Raw genomic sequence first — 26,754 nt, 5'->3', positions numbered from 1 at the left:
GAGGAGCACTTGCGATTATATAGAGTACTACTAATGCCAATATTGTGTTGTGTGCTTTTAAGTGGATGCTGGGATCGCATCGAGATTAACGATTTGGCTATCGTGCTGGCTACAGGGATAGATTATGAAGATGGCAAAGTACAATTGACTTCACAGATTTTCATTCCGCGAAAGGCGAGTGCAGGAGATAGCAGTGGGAGTGGAGGGAGTCCAAGCGGGGTTACAATGATTCGAACAGCGGAAGGACGCACAATTGCCGAGGCATTGAATCGGTTACAACGTAAAGTTCCCCGGAATATGTTCTGGGGCCACTGCGAAGTCATAATCATTAGTGAGCAAGCCGGCAAACGCGGTATCCGCGAGTACATCGATTTTTTCCTGCGTTACCCTCAGTTCAGGGAGCATGCATATGTCTTTTCCAGCGATAAGGCTGCGAAAGATATCCTTGCGTTACTTGATCCACTGGAGCGAAGTTCTGCTGAATCGTTGCGTGAGATGGCCAATCTGAAGTTAGGTACACGTGTTACTGCGCTTGAACTGGCTAAATCTATTGAAGGTCCGAGCAGTTCCGCCATTTTGTCTCGCATGTTAATCTTACCCCCGGAGCCTGATCAGGATAAACTGACAACCACCCCATATGTGAAAGGTCTGAGCTTGTATAAGAAGGACCGCTATGTCAAGACGGTCAAAGAACCACTAAGCGTAGGTGTATTACTACTTGCAAAAGAACTGAACAGCATTATCATGCCTGTTGAGTTTGAGCCGTTAGAGGGTTCTTTCTCGATAAGACTCATTGAAAATAAAACTTCCTTGAAACCGCGAATTGTAAACAAACAGTGGAGTATGAAGGTCGACATCCAAACCAGGGGAGAAGTGGTGTTAAATACGACGGATGCCAATCTGACTGATCCCGCTGTATTAACTAAACTGGAAAAGGAATGGTCGGCTAAGCTCACATCTTTGGCTCATGATGCTTTAGACATGTCCCAGAAAGAGCTGCGCTCCGATTTCTTCAAATTCGCAGTTGAATTCCGCAGATATTATCCGAATCAATGGAAGAAGCAGGAGAAGAACTGGGAAACCATCTATCCTGATATGGACGTGGAAGTCAAAGTGGATGCACATGTAGTACGTACCGGAAAATCAACAGGACCACAGGGGATACCTGATGAGGACGAAAGTTGAACAGAACGGCTCCGGTTACAAGCCTGAGAAGAGAGGTGATTGCATGAAACTAGGCTCAATCCTTGGAATATTGATGCTGGCGACTGCGATAGTGTATGGAGAGTGGAAGAGCAGCAAAGAAAAGCGAGCCAGAATATTGAGCGCGGGATTTACTGCTGTGGCGGCAGTAATTGGGATCATTCTTCTCTTTCAGCCCCGTTTGCCTGGTCCTACCCAGTTTGTGGAGCTTATATTTGGAAGTGTGGATCAATTTATGAAGTAAGATGATAGGTAAAAGAAGGACCACGTCTCTGAGCACCAGAGTGTGGTCCTTCTTTTACTGTAAGTGAGCTACATCCACTTAAAGAGGTCTATTCTTTGATCACAGAAGCGTTCACGGCATCTTCCATCTTTGTGTTGTAGGAACGGAACAGACCCAGACGCCAGAACGCGGCTCCTTTGAGGTCATAACGTTTGGCAAGACCGAGCTTATCATCTACAGAGGAGGGCGTTTCACTGCTTAGACTGATCCCGAGCAGAAGCTTGCTCTTCGGGACACCGGCCTGTATGGCTAATTGAATCGCCTGATCTACAAGACTATTTGGCTCAGGTACCTGAGATTTGGTGCCAACAGGATTATACTGATAGGCCATAATAATAAGATCATCTGCAATAGAGGCAAGTGTCTTGTAATCATAACCTTTATAAGCGCTATTTAGCGGCGGTACCGCCAGAGATAAAGCTTTGTCCTGCGGCAAGGAACTTTTTAATTGTTTCACGTAAGCATTGAGCAGCTTTTGTTGTTCTACCGCATCCAGTTTAAAGCCCAGTCCTTCAAAATCCAGAACAACTCCGCCAAAACCATGCTCTGTGACAGCAGCAGTTATGCCTTCAATCGATTTCTGACGCAGGTTGGTGTCACTCAACACTTTGGTCAGTTCGCCGTTTCCGTCCAATGCATATACCATTAGTTGCGGTTGGATACGCTGATCTGCTGCATCAGCAACGATGGACTGCGGTGTAATATCACCAGCAGCAGCAGGGAGACGGTATTCATCCCCTTGGAGCGTGAACTGACCCTCACGATCAATGCGGCTCCAGCCAAAGGTTACGGAATTCATGGAAGTAATGAGATCCTTTTCTTGAAAGGATTGCAATGCATAGAAGGCTCTCAGGTGCATCTCGCGTTGTGGGGAGACGAGGGAGACTGTCTTGGTTGCCTGATTCCAGCTTACTTGTACACCGAATTGGTTACTGAATGAACTTAATGGAATGAGCACGCGTCCCTCCCGCTGAACTGGTGGCGCAGGAAGTTTTACGTTCTTTCCGTTTACGGTTGCTGTAGTGCTGCCTACCGTTAATACTACCTCGGTGGTTTGACCTTTTACAGCATTCGTTGCTTTTACAGTCTGCGTTTTGCTGTTCCACGTTATATCGATACCCAGAGCCTCTCCAACCGTCCGAAACGGAACATAAGTGACACCCTTATCCATGCGTGGAGCTGCGTCAAACGTTAAGGGGACATCGTCCAGTTGAACGGTAATGGCCGGAGCAGCATAGGCTCCACCGATATTTGGGGTGTTTCCAAGGACAGAGAGAGTAATCACTGTAACCGCAGCAATTTTTCCTACACGCTTAATGAACATGGTCTGTTTCCTCCAACTTGGTACATAATAGTAGATTCTTGCTTTAAAAGTAATCTAGTAATCTAACATATGTAGCATAACAAAATTTTCATATCGTTCCAATATAAGAGTCGAAGTTTAGTCATATTGGCGGCAAGAATCGTAATATACTTTACTATATATTGCGGAAGGAGTGTGCTTTTTGCCAAACTCTACGGGTTTTATATACAATCCGACCACCGGTGCAACTCAGTCCACGCAGCTTATCGTGACTTGCATTAACGATTCTCTTAATGCTCCCGTTAATATTGAGCTTGAGGTTTTCAGGTGGGATACTACTCAAACTGCACGTATTGCGATTGGTCATGATCTGTTTGAATTATTGCCCCAAGCGACTAGAACCGTAATCTATCCACTTATCAACGCCGCTTTTTTCGAGGTGCAAAGTGATTATTTTAGCGCCACAAGCACTATCATTCATGTATATGGTGTTGATTCTACAGGTCAGATCATCCAGCGTGTGCTCCAATCCGAGATGACATTAATTGACCGATTCACAAATATCCCTTAAAGGAAGAGAGGTGAGCAGATGGCAGTTGTGAATATTACTGGAGCATTAGCAGGCAGCCAATTCGAACCTTCAATCGCAGTTAACACGCTGACCCCCAATATCATGTGCGTGGTTGCCGTAGATACCAGTACCGGACCGACATTGACTGGATTCTATCGTTCCATTGATGGAGGGAGTACCTGGTCTACAACGATACTTCCTCAACCAGCAGGATATGCAGGAGCAGAGGCACCCACAATAGATTATACGTTTCCCAATACCTTTATCGTTACCGTGCACTTGTTTAACGGGATTAATGATGGGACGATTGCAAGTTACACCTCATTTGACGATGGGTTAACGTGGCAGCCACCGGTTATCGTGCAGGCGGGTTTCGGTACCATTGTTCATAATGATGAGCCTTACATTGCTGTAGACCGTTCTCCGGGTAGCCCATATCGAGGCAATGCATATGTCGGGTATACACCACTTGCCACGACTTCTTCCGCCATATTTACACAACGGTCGGTCTCGCAGGGGCTAACCTGGGAGCCACCTGACCGACAGTCGAATCCGCGAGGAATTCATGACCGGGCAGCGCTGGCTGTTGGATTCTCGGGTGAAGTTTATGCAGGGTATATCATAACGGGGCCTGCCAGTCCCTCTGCGCTTTTGCGTATTTCATACGATGGAGGAATTACTTATCAGCCCCCAATCGAGCGACAGGCAACGTTTATATCATCCGTTGTGCCAGCACCTTCGCCGTTACCTGTACCGAATTACGCTTTTCGGGTACAGACCAATCTAAGTCTGGGAGCAGATATTTCCGTTGGACCTAACAGTGGAACCGTATATGCCGTATGGAATGATGCACGAGCTGGCTATACCGATGTGTTACTCTGCGAATCTCCGGATGGACTCCTATGGTCAGACCCGATCAGTATTACAGGCGCCCCTCCAGGCACGCAGAACTTCTTTCCTTCCATAACCGTATCTCCGTTTGCCGGGACGATCAGGGTTATTTATTACAGCAACCGAATTGACGGGTTCCTTCTGGATGTTTTTGTGGCAGAATCGTTCGATGGCGGGGCGAGTTTCACCAACCGTCGAATTACAACCACATCGTTCAATCCCAATGGTAACTCACCGATGCCTACGATTCTGATCGGAGATTACATAACGGCAGCTACGGTTAGTCCGGATAATCTGGCAGCCGTCTGGATGGCTACAACACCGCCTACCGGCAAACTAGATATTTATTTTGGGAACTAATTCGACAGAAATAAAACACCCCCATACCAATTAGTCCATGTTGATACAGGCTAAGAGTATGGGGGAACAGGTGGACACATGCATTCTAATCCGAAACGATAAATCCATCGAAACTTTCTGGGCCCACCCTCACCGTTCCGAGCAGGTTAGTACTGATAAAAGCAGTGTACGTTATTTGTGGCTGAATCGGTGGATTGTAGTCGTTGGCAGAGAAAACAATAACTTCGGGGTTAAGGAGACCGCTTAGCCCATACGTGAAGTTAGCAGAGTACACAATCGGATCCGTAGCAACGGTGCCTCTAACAATAGTAATTCTAACTTGAAAGAGTGCAAGCGGTAGTCGCACCGTAATGGTTCCTTTTAATGAAACTCGTGGATTGGCTCCGGCTCCAGCCGTTTGCAGACCAATCTGTGCAAATAGTTGAGGCGTATTAATTACTGGAATCGGTATAGAAATGGAATTAAACAACGCAGCATTTTGCGATGATCTTGCATCCAGAAATTGTGTCAACGTATATACCTCCTATCTATTTCAGATAGAATAATATATTCCTTATTCAGAAATTGGCATGGGCGTTGGTGACGCGCTGGAAATATTAAAGGCAAACCGACTGCCCAAGTGACTTGTTTCTTTAAGCCATACAATCCCACCCATCAATTCAGCAAGTTGTTTACAGATGGATAGGCCTAGCCCCGCTCCACCATACTTTCCGGAGTTGCCGTGAATCTGCGAATAGGATTTGAACAATAGATCTTGGCGATCCTGGGGGATGCCGATGCCCGTATCTATTATCTCGTAAGATGCATGGAGTGTACCTTCTGGATCAGCAGATACTTGCGTAGAGATGCATACTTCACCTTGCTCCGTGAATTTCAACGCATTGCCAACAAGATTGATTAGGATCTGACGGACTTTTTGCTGATCGCCTATAAGCATCAAATGATCATTTATATCGTATTCTGCGTATAATCGGACACCTTTTTTCTGTGCTTCAGATGAGAACAACTGGAGTACATGGTCGACGGTTTTAATGACACTGTAGGGGTTAATCTCCAGAGAGATCGCACCCGCTTCTGCTTTGGAATAGTCGAGAATTTGATCCATCATGGATAACAGACTGGTTCCACTAGACTCTATGACATTAACATATAACGATTGATCCTCATTCAGCTTGGTAGATTGCAATAGATTTGCCATTGCAAGAACACCATTCATCGGGGTACGAATTTCGTGGCTAAGGACGGCTAAGAGATTTTTCTTCTCTTCCAGTACTTTTGCAGCGGTTTCTTCCGCATGTTTTAACTGTTGCAGTGTCGTTTCCATCTCAAGAAGACCTGTGAAGAATGAAGACAAGGAGAGAAGCAGATCCACGTCCTTTTGTTGATAGGAATAGAAATCCTGATCAAACGAACAGAGGGAGCCATAAATTTCTCCGTTCTCATTATGTATAGGTACGCCTACAAATGAACAACCACCTACGAATTCTGTAGCGTCCATATGTTTGGTTAACGGATGAGTCAGATTATTATTAATTACCAATGGACCTTGGGTATGTTCAGTCACAAGTGCACAATATGACTCGGCGTTTTCAACGACAAGTCCCTCACCTAAAATTAGTTTGTCACGATTATATACGTTCAGAACTTTGGTGGATAGATGATCCAACTGAGCGATACAAAACGTATTTGCAGGAATTAACCTGCTTGCCGTGTCCATAACATTAGCAGCCGAATCATATAATTTATGTGAGACTATAGATAGCACATCAATGAATTCTGTTTTCAACATATTGATTTGACTCCTCCTGATTGTAGAAATTCGTTGTGCACTGTATTAAGTATATATGAATTCGAAGAATAGAGCATGTATGGTTTTGACAGTGGAAGATGGAAATGAGAAAATATAATGCTGTAGAACATGAAAAATATATTAAGTGGTGGAGGCATTTCAATGAATCAGCGTTTTCGAATTACCCGGTCCGTACAAGAAAGCAATGCGGAACAATCCATCTCCCTGGAAGAATGCAAACTCTACTTCGAGTCCAAGCCCGAATTCACCTATTCATCGGTTCTTCACATTGTTGGAGCAGAGAGCACCATGTCCATCGATGGGGATTTTTTTATGTGGGATCTTGAGGGAACACAGATTGCTTTTCGTTTGTACATGGGAGATCTGTATGTAGCTATTTCTAACGAAGCTATTGTACCCAAAATGATTGAGATTGCAACGGATCTACGTGCAGACATCGTTGAAGGATAAGAAGTAGAGAACTAGGTTTGATAAAAATGTAATCATGTTAGTTGTAGTATACTTTAGACATTCCTGTAAAAATGAGACTAAAGGTTCATTTATATTCCATATGTCAGATTGTAATATATGGAATATAAAACATTTTACAGGAGAGTGAATGAAGTGAAAAAGACCAAATTAATACTTGTTGCATTCATGAGTATGATCCTTGCCTTATCAATAACTGGAATAGGATCGAGTTCAAAGGCATCTGCAGCTACGGCACGTACACCCATTGTATTGGTGCATGGATTGACTGGTTCAGATAGCAATTTTACAGCAATTGAGAGTTATTTGCGTAGCCAAGGGTGGACAAGAGAGGAATTATTCGCGATTGACCTTCCTAGCAAACAAGGAAACCAGCTGTTGAACTCCGCAGCAATTAGTCGATTCGTAGATGATGTTCTGCGCGAAACGGGTCATACAAAAGTCAATATTATAGCTCATAGCATGGGTGGAGCTAATAGTCTCTATTACATACTTAACCGTGGAGGCGCTTCCAAAGTGGATAAGTTGATTACCCTTGGCGGGGCTAATCGATTGACCACAACGACAGCTCCGAGTGGAATAAAGGTGACTTCGATCTATTCAACCAGTGACACGATTGTGTCCCCAGTACTTTCCCGGTTGAACGGGGCAAACAATGTTTCGGTTTCCCTCGTATCCCATATCGGTCTGCTGTTTAACTCACGGGTGAATGCCCTGATCAAAACTGCGTTGAATGAGTAGCTAACATTATAAAAATGGCAAACAAATGTATATTTTTTCATAATATACTGAATGATTGACTTGAACACGACGGACCATTCATGGTTAGTCGTGTTTTCGTATTACCCGGAAATGGCTCACTGAGGTAAGATTTAAAAATAGCAACATTCGTTCTATAATTAGAAATCAGAATGAAAAATGGAACAAAGTTAAAGGAGTCTGGATACATGCAATCTCAACCGAATGATCGAATTAAAGTTCACCCAGGCTTTTGGGCTGGATTACATCAAATAGGGATTGGTGCAGAAGACATCGCTCGCACAGCACAATTATCTCTTGAGACAATAAATAAACCTGTAGTGACCCAATCTCAGTACTTTGCAATCTGGCAGGCCTACTCTGATCTCATTGGGGACACCGCTGAGGGCATCATCAAACTTGCAACCGGATATGAGATATCCAAGTATCCTCCGCCTGTGCTGGCGATGTACCATGCTCGTGATTATCGTGATGCGTTGAATCGAATGGTCCGTTACAAGCAAATGTGTCCTCCCGAGAGTCTGCAGATTACCGAAGCAGGGGAGGAATGTATCATTGAACTCGAATGGTTACATAAGGAGCTAACAGGTCCGCCATTATTGGTCGGTATTACACTGGCATTTTTGCTTGAACTTGGACGGAGGGGTACAGGCCAGCCTTTGATGGCCAAAAGGGTCGAGTTCACCCAACCGATGGGCAACGTATATACCCTTGAAGCTTACTTCGGCTGTCGAGTCGATACAAATTCTAACCATAATCGGCTGACGCTAGAGCGAAAAGATCTGAATCTTCCATTTCTCTCGTATAACGAGGAGTTACTGGAGATCCTGACCCCGGCTCTGGATCGGTCGCTGGACGAACAGAAGAACAGTCGTTCCGTTACTGAAGTGGTCAAATGGATCTTGAAACGTAACCTCACAGGAAAGCGCCCTGACATCCAGACGGTCGCCAAAGAGCTTTGTATGAGTGAACGTACCTTGCAACGGCGACTGACGGAAGAGAACACAAACTTCAAGCAATTATTAACCGAAGCCAGACGTGAGCAGGCCCGGGAGTACCTGGCAGATCCTTCGCTCGATATCAAAGAGGTAGCATTCCTGGTTGGATATGAAGACCAGAATTCGTTCTATCGTGCGTTCCGGACCTGGGAAGGAGATACTCCTTCGAATTGGCGTGTCAGGCATTAACTTTGTCGCAAGATGCTAGTTACTGAGCCCTTCAGACTGCGTAATATTATATCTATCCAGTGAATGAAGCTGTTCGCAATGTTCAAGAAACAGCTGCCGGATAGTTGTAATCAAGAAGGAGAAATGCAGGATGGATATGGGACTAAAAGAGAAAACAGCCTTAGTTACAGGATCAACAAAAGGGATCGGCAAAGCGATTGCTATAGAACTCGCTCGAGAAGGTGTTCATGTTCTGATTAATGGACGTAATGATGAAGAGGTAGAACGAACAGTTCGTGAAATCAAGTCCACTTTTCCGGAGACCTCTCCGCAAAAGGCTACCGCTGATCTTGTGGGTCTGGCGCAACGCCAAGCTTTATTCGAGAAATTTCCTGAGGTCGATATATTAATCAATAGCATGGGTATATATGAAATCATGAGTTATGAAGACATAAATGATGAAGTGTGGGAGAAATATTTCCGTACCAATGTGTTGGCTGCCAATGGCTTGTCTCAATTTTATTTACCTAAAATGGTGAAGAACAATGACGGGCGTATTATTTTCATCGCAAGTGAAGAAGCCCTTATGCCTTCAGGCCAGATGCCCCAGTATTGCATGACCAAGTCAATGCTGCTGTCATTATCTAAAAGTTTGTCCAAACTGACAGCAGGGACCGAGGTTACCATCAATACGATCCTGCCAGGTCCGACACTGTCCGAAAACGTACAAGAAATCATTGAGGGCATATACCCTAATGAGGCACTGACTTTTGAAGAAAAAGAGAAAGACTTTATGAAGAGTAATCTGCCACAGTCCGAATTACAGCGATTCATCAAGCCAAGTGAAATAGGCAGACTCGCTGCATTTGTATGCAGCCCATATGCTTCAGCCTTCAGAGGTTCTCCCATCCGGATGGACGGGGGCATCGTTCCCACCATATTTTAAAATTGTTCAGGATACAGGATATGTATCCATAAGATGTCGCCAGCATTGGCGACTTTTTTATTTGTAAATGATCTATGCGAGGGGCGTCAATCGAGTTTATAATACAGGTATGATTTATCGAAAACGATTTCTGTTCATTGGAAGCGATTACTTTTATTGATTATATGAATCTAAAAGGGGACACTATCATGATAGCTGCAATAAATCTGGAAGGCGTTTGGAAACTCCAACTCGATGAACATAAGGTGGAACGTGGTCTGAAATTCTCAGACATTATTACATTGCCAAATACTACATCTCATGCGGCCAAGGGCAAGAAAAACGAGAATGTGTTAATCGGTGCGCTGACGGATGAGTACTTATTTGAGGGTTATGCCTGGTTTTCACGCGAGATTGAAATTCCCGAACACTTGGCTGGCAAATGTTGCTTCTTGCATCTGGAACGAACACGAGTAACCACAGTTTGGATCGATGGGGTGGAATGCGGAACACAAAACAGTCTGAACACACCTCACCGTTACGAGATTGAGGCAGGGCTAACCGCGGGGACTCATACAATTACCATTCGAGTGGACAATACCAATTATCCAACCAAAGGTGGTCACCTTACATCCGAAGACACGCAGACGAATTGGAACGGCATCACCGGGAAATTGGAACTTCAATTTTTTGAGCGTGTTTTCCTGGATAATGTTCAGGTCTATCCCGATCTTGCGACTCGATCTTTCGAGATCAAGGCAGCACTTGTTGGTGACCTGCAAGAAGTACGAATCGTGGTTTCGGCTGTTGCAGTCAGTGCAGATCCGGTGTATACGACCGAGGAACAGATTTTCGCCCCGGATTCGCAGGAAATCCAGCTGACGTACAAGATTGGCGAAGATGCGATGTTATGGAGTGATGATGAACCTAACCTGTACCAACTTCATATTCATCTGCAAGATCAGGACGGCGAAGTGCTGGATTCCACCGAAGTATGGACGGGATTACGGGAATTCCGGGCTGCTGGAGACAAATTCACCATTAATGGTCGCAAAACGTTTCTTCGAGGCAAACATGACGGGCTGATCTTTCCGCTCACGGGATACGCGCCAACAGATGTGGATGAATGGGTTCGTATTCTCGCTATCTCCAAGTCCTACGGTATCAATCACTACCGTTTCCATACCTGTTGTCCTCCGGAGGCTGCTTTTATTGCAGCGGATCTGCTCGGCATCTACATGGAGCCTGAGCTTCCGTTCTGGGGAACCATTACGGATGAATCTTCAGATGGGCATAATCAAGCCGAGCAGGATTACTTGATTAGCGAAGGATTTGCGATGCTGCGTGCTTTTGGTAATCATCCTTCGTTTGTCATGATGTCCATGGGGAATGAACTATGGGGAAGCAAGGACAGATTGAATTCGATCCTGAAGGCATACAAAGCATATGATCATCGTCATCTATACACCGAAGGTTCGAATAACTTTCAGTTTGTGCCGGACATTCTGGAGGAAAGTGAATTCTTCTGCGGGGTTCGTTTCTCCAAAGAGCGCCTGTTCAGAGGTTCATATGCGATGTGTGATGCTCCGCTCGGTCACGTGCAGACCGACCTGCCAAATACATTGAAAGATTACGATTCAAACATTGTACCTGAGCAAGGCAGCGATGCTGACTCTTCTGGTCAGACTGGGGACAAAGAGATTCAGATTCAGTATGGGACAGGTTCCAAAACAGTGCAGGCCGAAGCTGGAAGTGACCAACTTGTCTCACACGTACCAATCATCTCGCATGAAATAGGACAGTACGCCACGTTTCCTAATTTCGAGGAGATCAACAAGTATACGGGTTCTCTCAAAGCCAAGAATTTCGAAGTGTTTCGAGAGCGTCTGAATGCCAGAGGGTTGGGACATCTGGCGGAAGCATACTTCAGAGCCTCTGGTAAACTCGCGGTAGCATGTTACAAGGAAGAACTGGAAGCTGCCTTTCGTTCGCAGCAACTAGCCGGGTTCCAGCTGCTGGATCTTCAGGATTTCAGTGGTCAGGGAACAGCGCTGGTGGGTGTACTGGACGCATTCATGGATTCCAAAGGCATGATTACACCTGAGGAGTGGAGAACGTTTTGTTCCGACGCTGTGCTGCTCGCGAGATTCCCCAAATATAATTATCAAGCGGGTGAATTGTTCGAAGCACGCATTGAACTAAGTTACTTCCGGAGACAAGCATTGGATGGACTTCAATTGAAGTGGGAAATTCAAAGCGAGCAGATCGAAGGAAGCGTCCTATTGGAAGGGAAAACAGACCTGCCAGCGACCCATGGAGAACATTATGTGAATGTCGCGGATCTCAGCATTCGCATTCCTGAAGTCTCCAATATGACCAAAGTGGAGCTTAGACTGTCCATTCCGGGTACGGATATCCGTAAGTCTTACGACCTGTGGATCTACCCGCGTCAGGAGGAAGTGGACCTGAGCGGTTTCAATCTATTTACCGAACTCTCGGAACAGGCGTTGGCGCTGCTTGAGCAGGGCGAGGATATTTTACTTTTCCCGAATCCCAATCAGCTTCAACACGCGATTCAAGGTTTCTATAGCACCGATTTCTGGTCTTACCCTATGTTCCGATCCATCTCGGAGAATATGAAAAGAGAAGTTCCTGTGGGCACAATGGGCTTGTTAATTCAACAGGATCATCCGGCCTTCGACCATTTTGTCACAGAGGAGCACTCAACTTATCCGTGGTGGAGCATCGTGTCCGAGTCGTCATCGATCATCTTGGATGAGTTGGATAAAGACTTGAATCCGATCGTGCAGACCATTGATAATTTTGAGCGAAACCACAAGCTCGGCCTGTTGATGGAGTGTCGGGTCCGGAAGGGGAGAGTGCTGATGGGAGCGCTGAATCTGGAGCGTCTGATGACTACATTGGAGGGCAGACAGTTGTTATACAGCTTCCAGCGTTATGTACAAAGTTCCGCTTACCAGCCCGTTGCACGTCTGGAAGTAGAGGAACTTCGCAAGTTGTTTAACTAAGATATAGGGAGAAGAAGTGTCAGGTTTCCCTTAATTATGTTTTATAGCCCCTTCCGCAAATGGAAGGGGCTATAAGACATGCAGATTGAATCGGTTCATTCTCCGTTAAGCGCTAGATGAACCTGCACTTTTTAGGATTACATTCCAATCTTCTTCTTCAAAAAGTATGTTGTCTTTATCTTCTGTTACTCCGATCCGGACCTCAAGGATCACCATCCTGATTTCAGCCAGAATAGAAAAGAGACTCTCCTTGGTAATCGCGAACTGAGTGCCCATATTCACTTGCATGACCTTTCCGTTGACAAGCACTTGCCCACTGCCTGCAAGCACGGTCCATGCTCTACACCCAGTTCTATGCCAGTTCAACCCGATATGTTTGCCTGGTAGAACCGTTATGTTTAATGTGGTTACAGTTGTATTCTCATCGTCTAACGAACTCTCAATGACACGATAACTGCCCCAGGTTGCTTCACCATACATCGGTTTTAATGGCAAGTTACCCAATTGCGCTTTAATTTCATTTGAATTATTTTTGTTGGCAATGAGAATGCCATCCGGACTTGCGGCAGCGATAATACCTGGCACGCCAATGACTTGGATGGGGTAGGGAAGTTCGTTAATAATATAGGAATCGGAGGAAGAACCCGAGATTCCACCGTGTCCGATTACATGGGTATCTAACTGTGCGCACAGCGTATCCCAGCTTCCGATATCCTGCCATACTCCCTTATAAGGCAGGACTACGGCCCGCTGCGCCTTTTCTGCAACATGCTTGTCAAAACTGCGTTCAGGCAACGCTTCATACAGGGACGACAATTGATCATAATGAACCGGAAGCCCCATTTTTTTAATATGGGATATCATAAACGCGACGGTGAATGCGTACACACCACAGTTCCACAGTGCCCCACGTTGTAGCAGAGTTTCAGCAATGGTGGCTTCGGGTTTTTCTATAAATTGTGTTATGGGCGCATAAGCATTACGTTCTTCTCCACCCGGCAGGATGTATCCATACTGTTCTGAAGCATGTGTAGGCCTTGTCCCAATTAAAGCGATATCGGCTTGAGAATGTTTCAATATGTCCGGCAGTAATTGGAAGTTGCTGAAAAAATCTTCACCTGCGAACACATCAGCTGGCGCGATACAGATCACATCGTCATCCTTGGCCATTCGGAAGGATTGCAGATATAACGTCGCTAAAGCCGCCGCAGTAAAAGTGCCTCGTTTATAAGGTTCCCCAATGACTGGTATTTTGCCTTGAGTATGTCGTGCCGTAATATTAGCCTGATCCTGATGTGAAATAATGAGTGTTGAATCCGTTAGGGATGAACTGTCAAGCTGGCGGCATACTCTGCTGATCATGGATTCCCTACCTCCAGCGGGTGATGGAAGTATATCTATGAACAGCTTGGAGCGAAGCTCATTGGATAAAGGCCAGAGCCTTTTGCCAGAGCCGCCGCACAGCAGTACGATATGCATGGGCTTCCTCCTTAAGCTCAGGGAGCTTTACTATAGATTTTCCGTTTATGAAAGGAAAGAGAACGATATTTAAGAGCGAGATTGCGGATTTGTTGCTCTTTTAACGAAGAAGCGTTCACATTCAGACTTTTATTCTTGGAACTTCTAAGGATCATGCCGCCTGGGTTCTTCGTATACATAAAATTGGCATACGTTTCATACTCGGAGAAACCAAACTGTTTCTTCTTATTGATATTGGAGATGATCGCTTTATACCATGGCTGCTTATGAACAGCTTCAATTTTTTGTTTTAAGGCAGCGAGTTTCGATTTGTCGAACAGCATATAATGGGTGACAAAAGAGCGGGGACGCGGAGCTTTCATGCCTAACAACTTGCGGTAGGTATTGAAATATTCCGGTTGGCTCCAGTCACGGCAGTAAAAGACTGTTTTTCCTTCTACAAGAAATGAATGAGGTTTAATCAGTACGGTATCTGCATCCATGACTAGAAAGTACTTTGCCTTCACAATGGAATCTCCGTTCATTTTGAGCAGCTGCTGATATAACCAGCCTGACCGATTCCATCGGGAGGACTGGTAGTGTATCTCGTTTTTGGTTATAGGCAGGACGGATCGCTCATTAACAAAAATGCAGTTTTTAAGGGAACAAAGTTTTCTGATTTTGGTGCTGACCGGAGAAACAATATATATGCTTCCGATGGGATGTTTTACATAACGACGGATGTTATCGATGACGAGGGGAAGGGTAGCCAAATCTTTCTCGATCGCTGGTATAAGAACATCAATCTTAGGTGCATTATTCAACCGGATTCCAGGCTGGACGGACATCTTCTCAACTCCTTGCACAAATCGTGATGACTCATTATATGGTATGTGTGCAAAAGTGTTTTGGTCAGGGCATGTGCAAATATACATTTTTACGAATAGGGGCTTTTGTTGAGGGTTCCTTTATCGGTATTACATATAATGCTTGCAGGATCTTGATCAAACAGCGGGCTATGATGCGGTTGCTGAAGGGAGAGTTTACGACATGGGAGTTGATAAATTGCAGCCGTTAAGAAGTAAGTGGTTAAAAACAAAATTAATCATTAATAATGAATTAATTAAACCGTTTATCCCCGACACACAGAAATATAACAAAACGAATCTGAAATCCATGATCAGCAAATATGGAATGGTCTATGTCAAACCCGAGAGAGGCACTTTCGGGATGGGTGTTATTAAGGCCGAGATGGAAAGTCATCAACATTTTGTCTATCAGATAGAGCAAAAACGTCTGACGTTTGACAGCTTTGAATCGTTTTATAACAGTCTGACTCGCTTGGTGAATAAAAGAAGTTATCTGATTCAGAGAGGAATCCATCTTCTTAAGCACAATAACAGACGTTTTGACATCCGAGTCATGATACAGCTAAGCCCGACCAAACATTGGGAAGCTACCGGAATCATCGGCCGACTGGGTCATCCAAAGAAAATCGTAACCAATTATCATAGTGGTGGTACACCGATGGATATTCACAAGCTGCTACAATCACATGCATCCACAAAACGCAGGAATGAACTGGTTCAGGAGATGAATGAGCTTAGCCTGCGCATAGCTCGTCATATGAAAAAAAAGTACCCGTATCTAAAGCAAATCGGCGTGGATATCGGCCTTGACCACAGTCTGAAACCCTGGATTATTGAAGTGAATGTCAAACCTGACCCATATATATTCAATCAATTAAAGGACAAGACGATGTATCGCAAGGTCATACGATATTACCGCCATGCTGTGCCCAAAAAAACAAAATAACAGACCGGACTTTTCATAGGAATGGCTGGAGAAGGTTTCAAGCTCAAGAGTCGCCAATGTGGCGACTTTTTTTGTTGATCTGCGTTTTAGGGTCGGAATAATGCATTTCATCCCAATTCGACTCCGAAACCTATGCTAAAATAGTATATTCGAGAGTGAAATTCAGAGTCGATGTCGATGAAAGGCGGATGTCCCCATGTTCAATATTGCAATCTGTGATGATGAGGAGCAGCAACGAGAACGTGTGAAAACGATGCTGGTCTCCTTATCTCTAAAAACCAATTTTGATTTTCAAATTAGCCTATTCACATCTGGTGAACAACTGCTCTCACACTACAGAGAGGTTGGGGACACATTCAATATTCTCATTTTGGATGTGGAGATGGGCGGAATGAACGGGATTCAGACCGCTAAAGAGATCAGGAACATGAAGTTTCTGGATGTACAGATTATGTTTCTGACCAGTTATCCGGAATATATGGTGGAGAGCTTTGATGTCATCACCTTTCAATATCTGATCAAGCCAATCCAGCCGCAAGTTTTCGATGAAAAGATGATTAAGCTGTGTCAATATTTTCAGGCATTGGACAAAAAGTATGTATTAATCAAATCAGACTATGATGAACTGTTGCTGAAATATGATGATATTCTCTGGATTGAGGTCGTCAAAAGTTTAACAATCAAGAACAAGTTGAATTTTGTGACACAGGAAAATGTACATGAGACCAAAGGCATTTTATCCAACTACGCTAGCGGTTTGAAAGATCATGGTTTCTTGCAGATTCATCGCTCGATTATCATCAACCTGATGCATGTTCAGAAGTTTTCCGGTACCCAAGTCGTTATGTTGAATGGAACGGAACTGCCCATAGGCCGATCCAAGGTCAAAGAAGTCAAGGATGCGTATACCAAATACATGATCATGAGGATTCAATGATATGGATGCCTATATGATCTTTTCCATCATCTTTGTGACCTTACTCATGGCGTTTCAGGCGAATTTTTATTTTGATTCTGTGTTGGGCAAGTCCAAGCGGAAGACACAGAGAGCACTCTATTTCGTAGTATTTGTTATGCTGGGTTATTTTTATTTGGCATCTTCCTTCTCCGATCTTGTTTCGACTGCTGTTGCTCTGCTATTAATCTTCAGTCTGGCACAGTCCTATAAAGTGGAGTTCAAAATCAAGCTTGTTTTTACCATTCTATATGCAGTCCTGATTACTATGGCGAATACTATAGCAGTATATATTCTCGGAGTTTTGGAATCCACAGGAGACTTCATCTCATGGGAACAATTCAATGGTGAAAACTACTGGATTCTCTCCAAAGTGATGCTGGTTGGATGCAGTATCATGTTTATTGTTATTCAAATTGTGCGTCTAGTTGCCAAGCGCAGAGGTTTTGCCGTTCATTATCGTTATTATTTGTTGTTTCTCATTGTGCCGATCATTACGATCTATCAGATCAATGTGGCCTCGATCTATAGTGAAAAAAACATATTCTACGTGTTTTCTGTGCTGGGCTCTCTTTTTCTCAATGTGTTTATTGTTTATGTATTCGATAATATGGTGGAAAAGGTACAGCTCACGCATGAAAATAGCCAGTTACAGCGTCAGATGGACTACCAGGATGCCAACTATGAGAAGACCGTTCACAGTTTCAAAAACATTAAATCCATCATCCATGATATCAATCAGCAATTTCTGTATATTGATGAATGTATCCAACGTAACGAACTGGCGGCAGCAGGTGACCATATCAAGTCTACGTTAAATACGATTGAAGGTGCATACCAGAGGGTGAACTCCGGCAATCTGGTCATTGATGCTCTCGTTACGAATACCCTGGCTATGGGGCAGGCAAACGGAATCAAAATCGACACCAAAATCCAGCTTCACTCGCAACATATCCAGATCGATCGATACGATCTGTGCGTAGTGCTTGGTAACATGCTCGATAACGCAATTGAGGCCTCCAAGAAGGTTAGACAGGCCGAGGATCGATACATCCTGATTGCCATGCACTCCACATCAACTGCACTGGTCATCCAGATCATGAATCATGTGGAGCAACCGATCGTTGACTTGAAAAGTGACAAGCCCAATCCGGAGTACCATGGGATCGGTCTAACCAATATATCGCGAATGTGCGAGAAATATGGTGGACATATGAGTATTGAGCATCAGCATCGGAAATTTAACAACATGGTTGTGCTTCCGTTCCACACCGACAATCCCTGAACCTGCCGTTCAGGGGTTGTTTTTTTCCATTCAGGGTCCGTTTGCGTTTGATCAGTCTCTTCCCGGATATGATGAATTCATTCATAAGAACATTTGAGGGAGGACATATGATGAAGAAACTAATTAGTTTTTTATGTACAGCGGTACTTGTAATTACACCGCTGGCAGATGTCAGAGCAGAGGCGAATAACAACGGTACGATTGAGGCACGGGCGGAGCAGATCGCCAAGGAGATGGTGCAAAACTACGGTGTCACCAGTGTGCAATATGCGATCATGGATGAAGGGGAATATATTTTATCAGATAGTGTCGGACTGCACGATAAGGCATCACAGAAGCCAATAGACAAGGATAGCATGTATGGCATAGGCTCGGTTAGCAAAATGGTTGTTACGGCAGCCGCCATGAAGCTTGTCGATTCAGGTAAAGTAGATCTGGATGAGCCGCTTACTTCGTATATCAAGGACTTTAAAATGGCAGATGCGCGCTATACTCAAATCACACCGCGCATGTTGATGAATCATTCATCCGGTCTTTACGGTACACATTATGGAAACAGCATGTTGTTTGACGATAATGACACCCGCAATCATGATGAGTTATTGCTTAAACTTCAGTCCGAAAAACTGAAATCCAAACCTGGCGCATACTCCGTCTACGCCAATGACGGTTTTCAATTGCTTGAAATCCTGGTTGAACGGGTGAGTGGGTTAAGCTACAGCGAATATATCGCCAAGTTCATCAGCGAGCCGTTGAAGTTGGAATCAACGAAGACACCACTAGATTCCTTTGACAGAGCGCAATTATCCGAAACCTATTGGCCTACACTTGAGATGAAGATGCCTACCGAAAATGCAAACATTATCGGCACAGGCGGAGTGTACTCTACCGCAGAAGAATTGAGTAAATTCGGAGAGGTTTTAATGGGGAACAGACGGGATATTCTGTCCGAATCTGCTGTGAAGGCCATGCAATCTCATGAGTATCGTAAGGGCATATGGGTATCTGATGAGCAAAATACGATCAATTATGGCTTGGGGTGGGACGCGGTTGACCTTGCACCTTTCAGCGATTATGGGATTACCGCGCTTGCCAAAGGTGGGGATACCATGTTGTACCATGCCGTGTTAATCACTATACCCGAACATGATATTTCAATGGCGGTTCTATCATCTGGTGGATCTTCCGTCTACAATCAGATGTTTGCCAGCAAAGTGCTGCTGGACGTTCTCGAGGATCAGGGCATCATCGACGATGTTCAGCCTGATCAGACATTCCTACCACCTGTGAAAGTGAAAATGCCAACGGAGTTGAATACGTACTCAGGTCTGTATGGTACTGTAGGTGAAACACTTGATATAGCAATCAAGGATGGTGAATTCAAACTCCCTGCCTTGCTAGGAGGCATTATCCCGGAGCAGAACTATGTGTACACAGGCGATGAACATTTTACGAGCACGGACGGCAGTGTGAAAGCTAGTTTTGTGAAGGAACGTAATGACAAGGTGTATGTTAAAGTTCAAGGCATGATAACGTTACCCGGCATAGGCCAAACGGTAATGAACACGTATGATTATCAAAAATTGGATCATAATGCGCTTGACGCAGCAACCAAAGAGAAGTGGACAGCTCGTGACGGCTCGAAATATTACGCGTTGGATGAAAAAATAACATCGATCTTTTATCTGCTTCCATCGATGCTGATCAAGAACCTTTCCGTTGATGCCAAAAATGGCTATGCTAATGGCACGCAAATCATGGATGCGAACAACGCAGAGAATATCGCCCAGATTCCTGTGATGAACGGAAGAGACGCATTTGATCTGCAATTTTACACGAAGCATGGCGCTGAGATTTTAATTCAGGATGGACAGGAATACATTGCAGAGGATGCGATTACTCCAATCTTTGGTGGAAAAAAAGGAATTACGACTATTCCGGCAAACGGTCAAGCCCGGTGGTATGCGATCGACGCCCGATCGGGTAACAAATCCATCACGGTGGATTCTCCGAAGACCGGAGGTTATGCAGTGTATAATGATAAAGGGGAAATGGTTGACTTCTCTGTAGCAACCAATCCGGAATCGACGAAGCTCCCGAAAAGTGGTTTTATCGTTTTTGGTGGGGACGCCGGTGATGTATTCCAGATTAAATTAAAGTAAAGCAGGGATTGCGTTACAAAATCACATTCGCAATTTGTCACATAAATAATGTCGTATTCAGGAAGTCGCCTTATGGCGGCTTTTTTGATTTTTTTATTAGAATAATTTAACAGTCTGGTAACTTTTCGACCTCACTGCTCGTTATATTTTATATAGTTATATATTAGGTTCATTTTTCACAGGAGGAATCACTTTCTATGATCAATCGACATAAACGTCACACAATGAAGCATTACAAAAGAAGAGCAGGCAGACCCATCATTGCTGGTCTTACTGCGGGAATGCTGATGGTTCATGGAGTCATCGGCGTGTTACCATCTCAGGTACATGCTGAAGCATCGGATGTATCCATCCGTAACTGGTACTCGTATCAGCGTATCACAGTGCCTGAGCTGAAACCTACTTGGACAGCGAAAGTAGATAACCATTTGAATATGAACGAGACGTACATCGGAGCTAATGCCATTGCAGAAGAAGGCAAAGTATTCACGTTTGCTGGATCGAAGTTGATTGCACTTGATGCGACAACAGGTAAACGGTTGTGGACTTACGGCAAAGAACTGACACCTTATATTACCTATCAAGGGGGCGTCCTCTACGGACTGACCAGTGATCACAAGCCATATGCCTTGAATGCGAAGACAGGCAAAGCCAAATGGCAGTCAGGAACATCCACCTGGATTGATAAGGTTCAACGTACGGAAGCGCTGATTCCAACGGTGGATACCCTCTACGTGATTAAGGGGAGTACAATGTTTGCACTGGATATACAGTCAGGCAAACTGCGCTGGAAGGCAGATGAGCCATTAGGCGAAGGTCACGGTACTGAATATCTTGAAGAGTCTAATGGTGTTGTATTGAGAACCTTTTTTGTCCAAGGGGCACTTACATCCGTTCAACTTAATGCGTTTGACAAGAAAACGGGCAAGAAGTTATGGGGTCATTTTGGTCAGGGGGAAGGTATTCAGATCAAAGACGGTCTTGTGTATTCGGTGGATTTTTATTCTCCAATGTTGGAAGATGACGAGTCTTCACCTGAACGCAAATGGAAAGTTAATGCGTACAACCTGAAGACCGGTGTGTTGAAAGGAAGTCAGGAGTACAGGTGGACCATGCCGGGTGACCCACCGTATATGAATGGTAGAGGAGATATACTTGTCAATAAAGACAAACTGTACATTGCGCAGGGGGACAACATAGCGGAGTATTCGTTGAATACAACCAAGTCGGAAACTACGCCAATTCGAACGTTTCATCAACCTTACGGGGACAAAATGGAGTTACTTGGCATTGTACAGGAACGGCTGGTGTACAAAAACCTCGAGACAGGTGAACTTAAAGGCATTAAGCTGGCTAATGGTCAGGAGGTTCAGTGGCATGGTGATGCCCCGGTTTCTCAGATTGATGTTTACGGTAAAGGAATGTATCGAGCGCAACGTAACGGCACCCTGCTTGCCCTCAACATGATGACGGGTCAGCCAGCTTTTCGAGTCGCTACCAGGGGAGATCTGCACAACACGACATTGAAGACAAACGGAATGATCATCATCCAAGCCGAAGGCAAACTTCTCGGCGTTAAGCTGCCAGCATCGCTGAAATAAGTGATCTAGAATGAAAAATATGTGAGAAGACCGGATTACGGCATAGCTTGCTCATAATCCGGTCTTTTTTTATTTTTGCGCATAAAACACTGCAAAGTCCAAGTACTTGTACATGCAATCTGCCACACGAAACCCCGCTTCCTCCAACCACTTCAATTGATCCTCCAGCGTGGCATTGATATCCACCTTGCGTCTTTCGATCGAAGCCGAGATGGCTTCCTCAGACAAACCACTTTGTTGAATCGCTTCCAACCAGCGCTGGCGGTAATAGGTGTCCGTATCGAGGGTTCTTCCCTGAACCTGATCTGCGTTGATGAAGCATCCGCCTGGTTCTAACAGCTTATGTACAGAGTCAAACACCTTTTTCTTGTCAGCGTGGGTCAGATGGTGAATAGACAGGGAGGAAATAATCATGTCGTAGGAACTGGTGAAATCGTACTTGGAGTAATCCCCGACCACATACTGCACTTGGTTCGCATCAGCAAATCTTCGACGTGCTCCTTCGAGCATATGATCACTAATATCGATCAGGGTTAATCGCGCGTTGGGATACTTTTGCAGGACCAATCCGGAGAGCAGTCCCGTTCCTGCACCCAGATCAAGAATACGTGGAGAATCGATCGGGCTTTCCATTAGGTCCAGAGCCATTCCATAAAAATCATCAAAACAAGGGATAAGCTGCTTTCGCTGCACATCATAATCTTGGGCTACCTTATCAAACAGCTGCTTTACTGAGAATTCCATGTGCTCATCACTCCTTGAGGTTTTCTCCATATTTTACAAACTGGAAGGGATCAAGGGAAATACTGATTATGGATAAACTCATAGGTTGGACCTATGGGTTCCGAGTCTCTGCCATGGGTAATAACATGTAAGCGCAGAATATAGACAGGGAGGAATGAACCTGATGTTTCAACCACGTTCTATTATGATGAGTATCTCGTTAATCGTTATAGTTCTAACACTTACAGCTTGCTCTGGTAGTAATGAACCTTCGGCTATCCCTGAACCATCAATGCCAGTAGGTGAAACAGAAGAAGCAAATGAAACGAATCGTCAACAGACCGAAAGTTTTGAAATGTTGACGGCAGATGGCAATCAATCACTAGAAGCGACCTTGCAACAAGGAGAAGGATTTTCCTTGTACGTATTCGAGAAATTCACATTTGATGCTGCTCAAGGCCGTCTGTCACTGACTAGTAATGCTGACTATTATGTGGATATTGAACCACTGCCTTCGGATTATAATCTGGCAGAACTGGAGACAGCGGGTAAAGAAGAATTAAAAAAAGCAGGTAAGGTATCCGATTATAGTGGAGAACTGGTAGAACACCCGCTTGGTTATGCCGAGCTCTATCTTCAGGCCTCTGGTGAAGAAGGAATTAGCGACTATATGGTCTGGAAATCAGAAGAAGGGGACGCATTTTTATTCCGTCTTCATAATCCAAAAGGAGAAGAGGCCTCTGATTTCGCCAGCCCGGTCCTTGTTTCGTTATCCACCGTTCAGGGTGATTCGTAACTTAGATGACTATAATGTTTTCAACGAAAGTCGCCAACTGGCGGCTTTTTTACTTTTGCAGATTGCACGGAGAAGTTGCGAGGTGATGTATTCACTTCCATTTGACTTAGAGTACGCTCTAGGGTGTAGACTTTGAAGAAGAAGAAATATTGCCAAGGAGATGAACAGAATGACACAGGAAAATAATTTTAGAACTTTACAACATAAAATAGGCTCTGGCTTCAACCATAACAGTACAGCGGAGGAGGTATTGAAAGATCTGGACTTGTCAGGACAGCTTGCTATTGTAACGGGTGGATATTCCGGCCTCGGGTTGGAGACGACACATGCGCTTGTTAATGCGGGAGCCCGTGTAGTGGTGACTGCACGTCGTCCAGCGGTTGCGAAGGAAGCACTTTCGGGTCTGGAAGGTGTTGAAATAGATGCATTGGACCTCGCTGATTTATCCAGCGTTCGTGCTTTTGCCGAGCGATTCCTCGCGAGTGATCGCAACATCGACATGCTGATTCTTAATGCGGGCATCATGGCTTGTCCGGAGACAAGGGTAGGTCCGGGCTGGGAAGCTCAATTTGCAACCAATCACCTAGGCCACTTTGCACTGACTAATCTGTTATGGCCAGCACTTGCAAGTCGGGGTGGCGCACGTGTTGTTTCCTTGGCATCAGCGGGACATCATTTCTCACCGATTCGTTGGGATGACATCCAGTTTGAGCATGGTTATGAGAAATTCCCTGCTTATGGACAGTCCAAGACAGCAACCATTTTATTCAGCGTTGAGCTGGACAGACGTGGAGCTGAACAGGGAGTGCGTGCATTCTCGGTTCATCCAGGTGGAATAATGACGCCGTTGCAGCGTCATATGCCGAAAGATGAGATGATTGCTCTGGGCTGGATTGATGAATCTGGACAAGTCGCCAATCCGGCGTTCAAAACACCTGAGCAGGGGGCGGCAACGCAAGTCTGGGCAGCAACTTCACCTCAGCTTGAGGGCAAAGGCGGTGTCTACTGCGAGGATTGTGACATCAGTGAAATGGCTCCTGAAGATGGCGGTTTCTACGGGGTGAAGGAATATGCGATTGATCCTGATCAAGCTCTTCGACTATGGAAACTGTCCGTGGAGCTGACGGATACGGATATCTCAACCATGTAAAACCTTGATTTACACAACAATTAAATTGAGATACACACTAAAGGCTACTGAAGTTGTCAGTAGCGTTTTTTTATTTTTGCTCATACGAATTGAGAAAGTAACATCCCTCATGGTTAGGTGAATATCATATATCAGAATAGAGGGAAGAAAGGATACATTATACGGCTCAGTGAAGTGAAATAACTGTGATGGATTGTAATGTGAGTGCTTTTCCATTTAAAATAGAGGAATCATGTTCTTTTTGAGAACGCAGGGAGAGAAAATCATGAATATTTTTGAGCAACACATACCTTTGGAAAAAGTGAAATTTAATGAACCGCTAAAAAATCACACGTTTATTAAAATTGGTGGTAAAGCAGATATCCTCATCCATCCAACAACGATAGACGAAATCACTAAAATCGTAGAGATTGCCAACATACATCAATTGCCGCTGACGGTTATTGGCAAAGGCTCCAACGTCATCATTAAAGATGGAGGCATCCGTGGTGTAACCATTTCCCTTAGTCATTTCGATCAAATTAAAGTGAGTGAGGACAGCATGATTGCCCAAAGCGGTGTTGATATCATTGATGTATCCAGACTTGCTTTGGAGCATAGCTTAACTGGTTTGGAGTTTGCTTGCGGTATTCCCGGCAGCACGGGGGGCGCACTTTACATGAATGCGGGTGCTTATGGCGGTCAGATCGCCGATGTTGTTGAACGTGCAACTGTGATCACCAAAGACGGTGCAGTGTTGGAGATCCCGCGAGAAGAGATGAAGTTTGGATATCGAAATAGTCTCTTCAAGATGGATCACTATATCATACTGGAGGCCGAATTCGGGCTCAAAAAAGGAAACAAGGAAGATATTGCAAGCAAAATGAAGGAATTAACGTTCCTGAGAGAATCCAAGCAGCCGCTGGAATTCCCCTCTTGTGGAAGTGTATTTAAACGACCCGAAGGACATTTTGCCGGTAAACTGATTCAGGATTGTAACTTGCAGGGCACTCGCATCGGAGGTGCAGAAATCTCCATGAAGCATGCAGGTTTTATCGTAAATGTGGATCACGCTACTGCCCAGGATTATATGGATCTGATCCAATTTATTCAGAAGAAAGTATATGATACGTTCCAAGTTGAATTGGAAACCGAAGTCATCTTTCTGGGAGAGTAACTTCATTGGAATCATTAGGAGGTCGCCTTTGGCGGCCTTTTTTGCTTGAGGGAATGGTAGTGAAACAAGAATCCACATGCTAATTATGGTAATATCAGAGTGATTGTATTTAATATTTCATCGTTATCATAAGGAGTGTACATGGAGATGTTCAAACGTAACAGGAGAATCCTGCTAATCGCGGCTATGATAATTTTACTGTCGCCCTTGTCAGTCCTGGCATATATGTATATGAATGAACGTGCAGGCGGCCTAGCCGATCAACGGATATCTAAAGTTTGGGGATTAAGTGAACCTATACAGATTCCTGTAGCGAACAGTCCTGAGAGGGCAGTTCAGGAATTTAGAGGTGAGTTTTATACCTCCCAATTTATTTATCAGGAGGCTGTAGACGGAGGCATGATTTTGTTCACACAAAAAAAGGGGCGGGAAAACAACAGTAATCTTCAAATGGAGTATACCCGCAAGAACATTTTCGGATGGAAATGGGTATGGGGTGGAGGATATTCCATAAGTGAGGGTCCACACACCAAGTTTGCTTTGGATTATATGAGTATACCGAAGTTGGATAAAGTTTCGGCACCGTTTCCCATGTTGTTTGGTAATATTAAAGATTCATCCATTAAACGTTTATATGTAGAGACCAAGGACGATGGAAAAGTGATTGAGACCGAAGCGAAACTGGTTGAGGTGAGTCCGGGACATCTAATCTGGTATGTTTTCCTTCCTCCGTCAGCCTCTATCCCATATGTAATGAAGGGATTTAACGAAGAAGGGAAACTCATTACCCATGAACAAATTAAAGATGCCAATGACAGCGGGTCGTTAACTCTCCGAAAATGATCTCGTGGACTATCTAGATACATATGGTAAAGGACAACAAAC

24 protein-coding genes are annotated in these 26,754 nt (G+C 44.6%); 18 read left to right on the top strand and 6 right to left on the bottom strand.

Annotated elements, in window-relative coordinates; genetic code table 11:
• Window positions 1–33 precede the first annotated feature (33 nt).
• Window positions 34–1,185: a Ger(x)C family spore germination protein gene (locus IFU39_RS06295; protein WP_206759548.1), complete on the top strand. Its 1,152-nt coding sequence runs from the start codon at window positions 34–36 to the stop codon at window positions 1,183–1,185.
• The gene (locus IFU39_RS06290; RefSeq protein ID WP_192131699.1) at window positions 1,169–1,447 is read left to right on the top strand and encodes a hypothetical protein; all 279 of its coding nucleotides are present in this window, start codon (window positions 1,169–1,171) and stop codon (window positions 1,445–1,447) included. Before IFU39_RS06295 ends, IFU39_RS06290 begins: the two co-directional genes overlap by 17 nt.
• Window positions 1,448–1,535: 88 nt before the next feature.
• Here the strand turns inward: IFU39_RS06290 and IFU39_RS06285 are convergent, their stop codons facing one another.
• Window positions 1,536–2,810 carry a stalk domain-containing protein gene (locus tag IFU39_RS06285; protein WP_192131697.1) on the bottom strand — a complete coding sequence of 425 codons (1,275 nt, stop codon included), beginning with the start codon at window positions 2,808–2,810 and terminating at the stop codon, window positions 1,536–1,538.
• Between the two features lie 181 nt (window positions 2,811–2,991).
• On the opposite strand from IFU39_RS06285, the gene IFU39_RS06280 reads away from it, so the two are divergent.
• Window positions 2,992–3,360 (top strand): hypothetical protein, encoded by a 369-nt coding sequence (locus tag IFU39_RS06280; protein ID WP_091016454.1) that lies wholly within the window; start codon window positions 2,992–2,994, stop codon window positions 3,358–3,360.
• A gap of 18 nt (window positions 3,361–3,378) precedes the next feature.
• The gene (locus IFU39_RS06275; RefSeq protein WP_179198526.1) at window positions 3,379–4,611 is read left to right on the top strand and encodes a sialidase family protein; all 1,233 of its coding nucleotides are present in this window, start codon (window positions 3,379–3,381) and stop codon (window positions 4,609–4,611) included.
• An 85-nt stretch (window positions 4,612–4,696) separates the two neighbouring features.
• Here IFU39_RS06275 and IFU39_RS06270 read toward each other — a convergent pair whose 3' ends face one another.
• Entirely contained in the window at window positions 4,697–5,122 is a 426-nt protein-coding gene (locus IFU39_RS06270; RefSeq protein ID WP_091016453.1) for a hypothetical protein, read from the bottom strand.
• A gap of 42 nt (window positions 5,123–5,164) precedes the next feature.
• Window positions 5,165–6,400: a GAF domain-containing hybrid sensor histidine kinase/response regulator gene (locus tag IFU39_RS06265; RefSeq protein WP_192131695.1), complete on the bottom strand. Its 1,236-nt coding sequence runs from the start codon at window positions 6,398–6,400 to the stop codon at window positions 5,165–5,167.
• 162 nt (window positions 6,401–6,562) lie between these two features.
• Between IFU39_RS06265 and IFU39_RS06260 the strand changes: the two genes are divergently transcribed.
• The 5 genes from IFU39_RS06260 to IFU39_RS06240 all read left to right on the top strand — a co-directional run bounded on the left by IFU39_RS06260 (window position 6,563) and on the right by IFU39_RS06240 (window position 12,768).
• Complete coding sequence (locus IFU39_RS06260) at window positions 6,563–6,871, top strand: hypothetical protein (protein ID WP_149846916.1); 309 nt, start codon at window positions 6,563–6,565, stop codon at window positions 6,869–6,871.
• A 186-nt stretch (window positions 6,872–7,057) separates the two neighbouring features.
• Window positions 7,058–7,630 (top strand): esterase/lipase family protein, encoded by a 573-nt coding sequence (locus IFU39_RS06255; RefSeq protein WP_244660919.1) that lies wholly within the window; start codon window positions 7,058–7,060, stop codon window positions 7,628–7,630.
• 206 nt (window positions 7,631–7,836) lie between these two features.
• A complete protein-coding gene (locus tag IFU39_RS06250; protein ID WP_192131693.1) occupies window positions 7,837–8,835 on the top strand; it encodes a helix-turn-helix domain-containing protein in 999 nt (332 codons plus the stop codon).
• Between the two features lie 130 nt (window positions 8,836–8,965).
• Window positions 8,966–9,760: an SDR family NAD(P)-dependent oxidoreductase gene (locus IFU39_RS06245; RefSeq protein WP_192131691.1), complete on the top strand. Its 795-nt coding sequence runs from the start codon at window positions 8,966–8,968 to the stop codon at window positions 9,758–9,760.
• 188 nt (window positions 9,761–9,948) lie between these two features.
• The gene (locus tag IFU39_RS06240) at window positions 9,949–12,768 is read left to right on the top strand and encodes a glycoside hydrolase family 2 TIM barrel-domain containing protein (protein WP_192131689.1); all 2,820 of its coding nucleotides are present in this window, start codon (window positions 9,949–9,951) and stop codon (window positions 12,766–12,768) included.
• A 105-nt stretch (window positions 12,769–12,873) separates the two neighbouring features.
• On the opposite strand, the gene IFU39_RS06235 is transcribed toward IFU39_RS06240, so the two are convergent.
• Both IFU39_RS06235 and IFU39_RS06230 read right to left on the bottom strand, forming a co-directional pair.
• Window positions 12,874–14,247 carry a sugar phosphate nucleotidyltransferase gene (locus IFU39_RS06235; RefSeq protein ID WP_192131687.1) on the bottom strand — a complete coding sequence of 458 codons (1,374 nt, stop codon included), beginning with the start codon at window positions 14,245–14,247 and terminating at the stop codon, window positions 12,874–12,876.
• Between the two features lie 17 nt (window positions 14,248–14,264).
• Window positions 14,265–15,074, bottom strand: coding sequence for a DUF6492 family protein (locus tag IFU39_RS06230; RefSeq protein WP_149846629.1), 810 nt, complete (start codon window positions 15,072–15,074; stop codon window positions 14,265–14,267).
• 202 nt (window positions 15,075–15,276) lie between these two features.
• On the opposite strand from IFU39_RS06230, the gene IFU39_RS06225 reads away from it, so the two are divergent.
• The 5 genes from IFU39_RS06225 to IFU39_RS06205 all read left to right on the top strand — a co-directional run bounded on the left by IFU39_RS06225 (window position 15,277) and on the right by IFU39_RS06205 (window position 22,044).
• A complete protein-coding gene (locus IFU39_RS06225) occupies window positions 15,277–16,041 on the top strand; it encodes a YheC/YheD family protein (protein WP_244660882.1) in 765 nt (254 codons plus the stop codon).
• A gap of 196 nt (window positions 16,042–16,237) precedes the next feature.
• A complete protein-coding gene (locus tag IFU39_RS06220) occupies window positions 16,238–16,978 on the top strand; it encodes a LytR/AlgR family response regulator transcription factor (RefSeq protein WP_149846631.1) in 741 nt (246 codons plus the stop codon).
• 1 nt (window position 16,979) lies between these two features.
• Entirely contained in the window at window positions 16,980–18,281 is a 1,302-nt protein-coding gene (locus IFU39_RS06215) for an ATP-binding protein (protein WP_192131684.1), read from the top strand.
• A gap of 110 nt (window positions 18,282–18,391) precedes the next feature.
• Complete coding sequence (locus IFU39_RS06210; RefSeq protein WP_192131682.1) at window positions 18,392–20,443, top strand: serine hydrolase domain-containing protein; 2,052 nt, start codon at window positions 18,392–18,394, stop codon at window positions 20,441–20,443.
• Between the two features lie 197 nt (window positions 20,444–20,640).
• Window positions 20,641–22,044 (top strand): PQQ-binding-like beta-propeller repeat protein, encoded by a 1,404-nt coding sequence (locus tag IFU39_RS06205; protein WP_192131679.1) that lies wholly within the window; start codon window positions 20,641–20,643, stop codon window positions 22,042–22,044.
• A gap of 69 nt (window positions 22,045–22,113) precedes the next feature.
• Here IFU39_RS06205 and IFU39_RS06200 read toward each other — a convergent pair whose 3' ends face one another.
• Complete coding sequence (locus tag IFU39_RS06200; RefSeq protein ID WP_091016429.1) at window positions 22,114–22,788, bottom strand: class I SAM-dependent methyltransferase; 675 nt, start codon at window positions 22,786–22,788, stop codon at window positions 22,114–22,116.
• 163 nt (window positions 22,789–22,951) lie between these two features.
• Between IFU39_RS06200 and IFU39_RS06195 the strand changes: the two genes are divergently transcribed.
• The 4 genes from IFU39_RS06195 to IFU39_RS06180 all read left to right on the top strand — a co-directional run bounded on the left by IFU39_RS06195 (window position 22,952) and on the right by IFU39_RS06180 (window position 26,712).
• Entirely contained in the window at window positions 22,952–23,563 is a 612-nt protein-coding gene (locus IFU39_RS06195) for a hypothetical protein (RefSeq protein ID WP_192131677.1), read from the top strand.
• Window positions 23,564–23,732: 169 nt separating this feature from the next.
• Window positions 23,733–24,713 carry an SDR family NAD(P)-dependent oxidoreductase gene (locus tag IFU39_RS06190; RefSeq protein WP_192131675.1) on the top strand — a complete coding sequence of 327 codons (981 nt, stop codon included), beginning with the start codon at window positions 23,733–23,735 and terminating at the stop codon, window positions 24,711–24,713.
• A 265-nt stretch (window positions 24,714–24,978) separates the two neighbouring features.
• On the top strand, window positions 24,979–25,869 hold the full coding sequence (murB, locus tag IFU39_RS06185; RefSeq protein WP_091016425.1) for a UDP-N-acetylmuramate dehydrogenase: 891 nt from the start codon (window positions 24,979–24,981) through the stop codon (window positions 25,867–25,869).
• Between the two features lie 186 nt (window positions 25,870–26,055).
• Window positions 26,056–26,712, top strand: a complete 657-nt coding sequence (locus IFU39_RS06180) for a hypothetical protein (protein ID WP_206759547.1) — start codon at window positions 26,056–26,058, stop codon at window positions 26,710–26,712.
• Window positions 26,713–26,754: the final 42 nt, after the last annotated feature.

Origin of the sequence: Paenibacillus sp. CFBP 13594, assembly GCF_014842675.1 — a bacterium.
In the GTDB taxonomy this organism is placed as follows: domain Bacteria; phylum Bacillota; class Bacilli; order Paenibacillales; family Paenibacillaceae; genus Paenibacillus; species Paenibacillus amylolyticus_B.
The sequence above is the reverse complement of the archived record's forward strand: the minus strand, read 5'-3'. Positions and strand labels throughout refer to the sequence as shown.

What these genes read in the sequence shown, in the direction of transcription:
- IFU39_RS06295 (WP_206759548.1), top strand. Translation starts at nt 34, where the DNA reads ATGCCAATATTGTGTTGTGTGCTTTTAAGTGGATGCTGGGATCGCATC.
- IFU39_RS06290 (WP_192131699.1), top strand. Translation starts at nt 1,169, where the DNA reads ATGAGGACGAAAGTTGAACAGAACGGCTCCGGTTACAAGCCTGAGAAG.
- IFU39_RS06285 (WP_192131697.1), bottom strand. Translation starts at nt 2,810, where the DNA reads ATGTTCATTAAGCGTGTAGGAAAAATTGCTGCGGTTACAGTGATTACT.
- IFU39_RS06275 (WP_179198526.1), top strand. Translation starts at nt 3,379, where the DNA reads ATGGCAGTTGTGAATATTACTGGAGCATTAGCAGGCAGCCAATTCGAA.
- IFU39_RS06265 (WP_192131695.1), bottom strand. Translation starts at nt 6,400, where the DNA reads ATGTTGAAAACAGAATTCATTGATGTGCTATCTATAGTCTCACATAAA.
- IFU39_RS06260 (WP_149846916.1), top strand. Translation starts at nt 6,563, where the DNA reads ATGAATCAGCGTTTTCGAATTACCCGGTCCGTACAAGAAAGCAATGCG.
- IFU39_RS06255 (WP_244660919.1), top strand. Translation starts at nt 7,058, where the DNA reads ATGAGTATGATCCTTGCCTTATCAATAACTGGAATAGGATCGAGTTCA.
- IFU39_RS06250 (WP_192131693.1), top strand. Translation starts at nt 7,837, where the DNA reads ATGCAATCTCAACCGAATGATCGAATTAAAGTTCACCCAGGCTTTTGG.
- IFU39_RS06245 (WP_192131691.1), top strand. Translation starts at nt 8,966, where the DNA reads ATGGATATGGGACTAAAAGAGAAAACAGCCTTAGTTACAGGATCAACA.
- IFU39_RS06240 (WP_192131689.1), top strand. Translation starts at nt 9,949, where the DNA reads ATGATAGCTGCAATAAATCTGGAAGGCGTTTGGAAACTCCAACTCGAT.
- IFU39_RS06235 (WP_192131687.1), bottom strand. Translation starts at nt 14,247, where the DNA reads ATGCATATCGTACTGCTGTGCGGCGGCTCTGGCAAAAGGCTCTGGCCT.
- IFU39_RS06230 (WP_149846629.1), bottom strand. Translation starts at nt 15,074, where the DNA reads ATGTCCGTCCAGCCTGGAATCCGGTTGAATAATGCACCTAAGATTGAT.
- IFU39_RS06225 (WP_244660882.1), top strand. Translation starts at nt 15,277, where the DNA reads ATGGGAGTTGATAAATTGCAGCCGTTAAGAAGTAAGTGGTTAAAAACA.
- IFU39_RS06220 (WP_149846631.1), top strand. Translation starts at nt 16,238, where the DNA reads ATGTTCAATATTGCAATCTGTGATGATGAGGAGCAGCAACGAGAACGT.
- IFU39_RS06215 (WP_192131684.1), top strand. Translation starts at nt 16,980, where the DNA reads ATGGATGCCTATATGATCTTTTCCATCATCTTTGTGACCTTACTCATG.
- IFU39_RS06210 (WP_192131682.1), top strand. Translation starts at nt 18,392, where the DNA reads ATGAAGAAACTAATTAGTTTTTTATGTACAGCGGTACTTGTAATTACA.
- IFU39_RS06205 (WP_192131679.1), top strand. Translation starts at nt 20,641, where the DNA reads ATGATCAATCGACATAAACGTCACACAATGAAGCATTACAAAAGAAGA.
- IFU39_RS06200 (WP_091016429.1), bottom strand. Translation starts at nt 22,788, where the DNA reads ATGGAATTCTCAGTAAAGCAGCTGTTTGATAAGGTAGCCCAAGATTAT.
- IFU39_RS06195 (WP_192131677.1), top strand. Translation starts at nt 22,952, where the DNA reads ATGTTTCAACCACGTTCTATTATGATGAGTATCTCGTTAATCGTTATA.
- IFU39_RS06190 (WP_192131675.1), top strand. Translation starts at nt 23,733, where the DNA reads ATGACACAGGAAAATAATTTTAGAACTTTACAACATAAAATAGGCTCT.
- murB (WP_091016425.1), top strand. Translation starts at nt 24,979, where the DNA reads ATGAATATTTTTGAGCAACACATACCTTTGGAAAAAGTGAAATTTAAT.
- IFU39_RS06180 (WP_206759547.1), top strand. Translation starts at nt 26,056, where the DNA reads ATGATAATTTTACTGTCGCCCTTGTCAGTCCTGGCATATATGTATATG.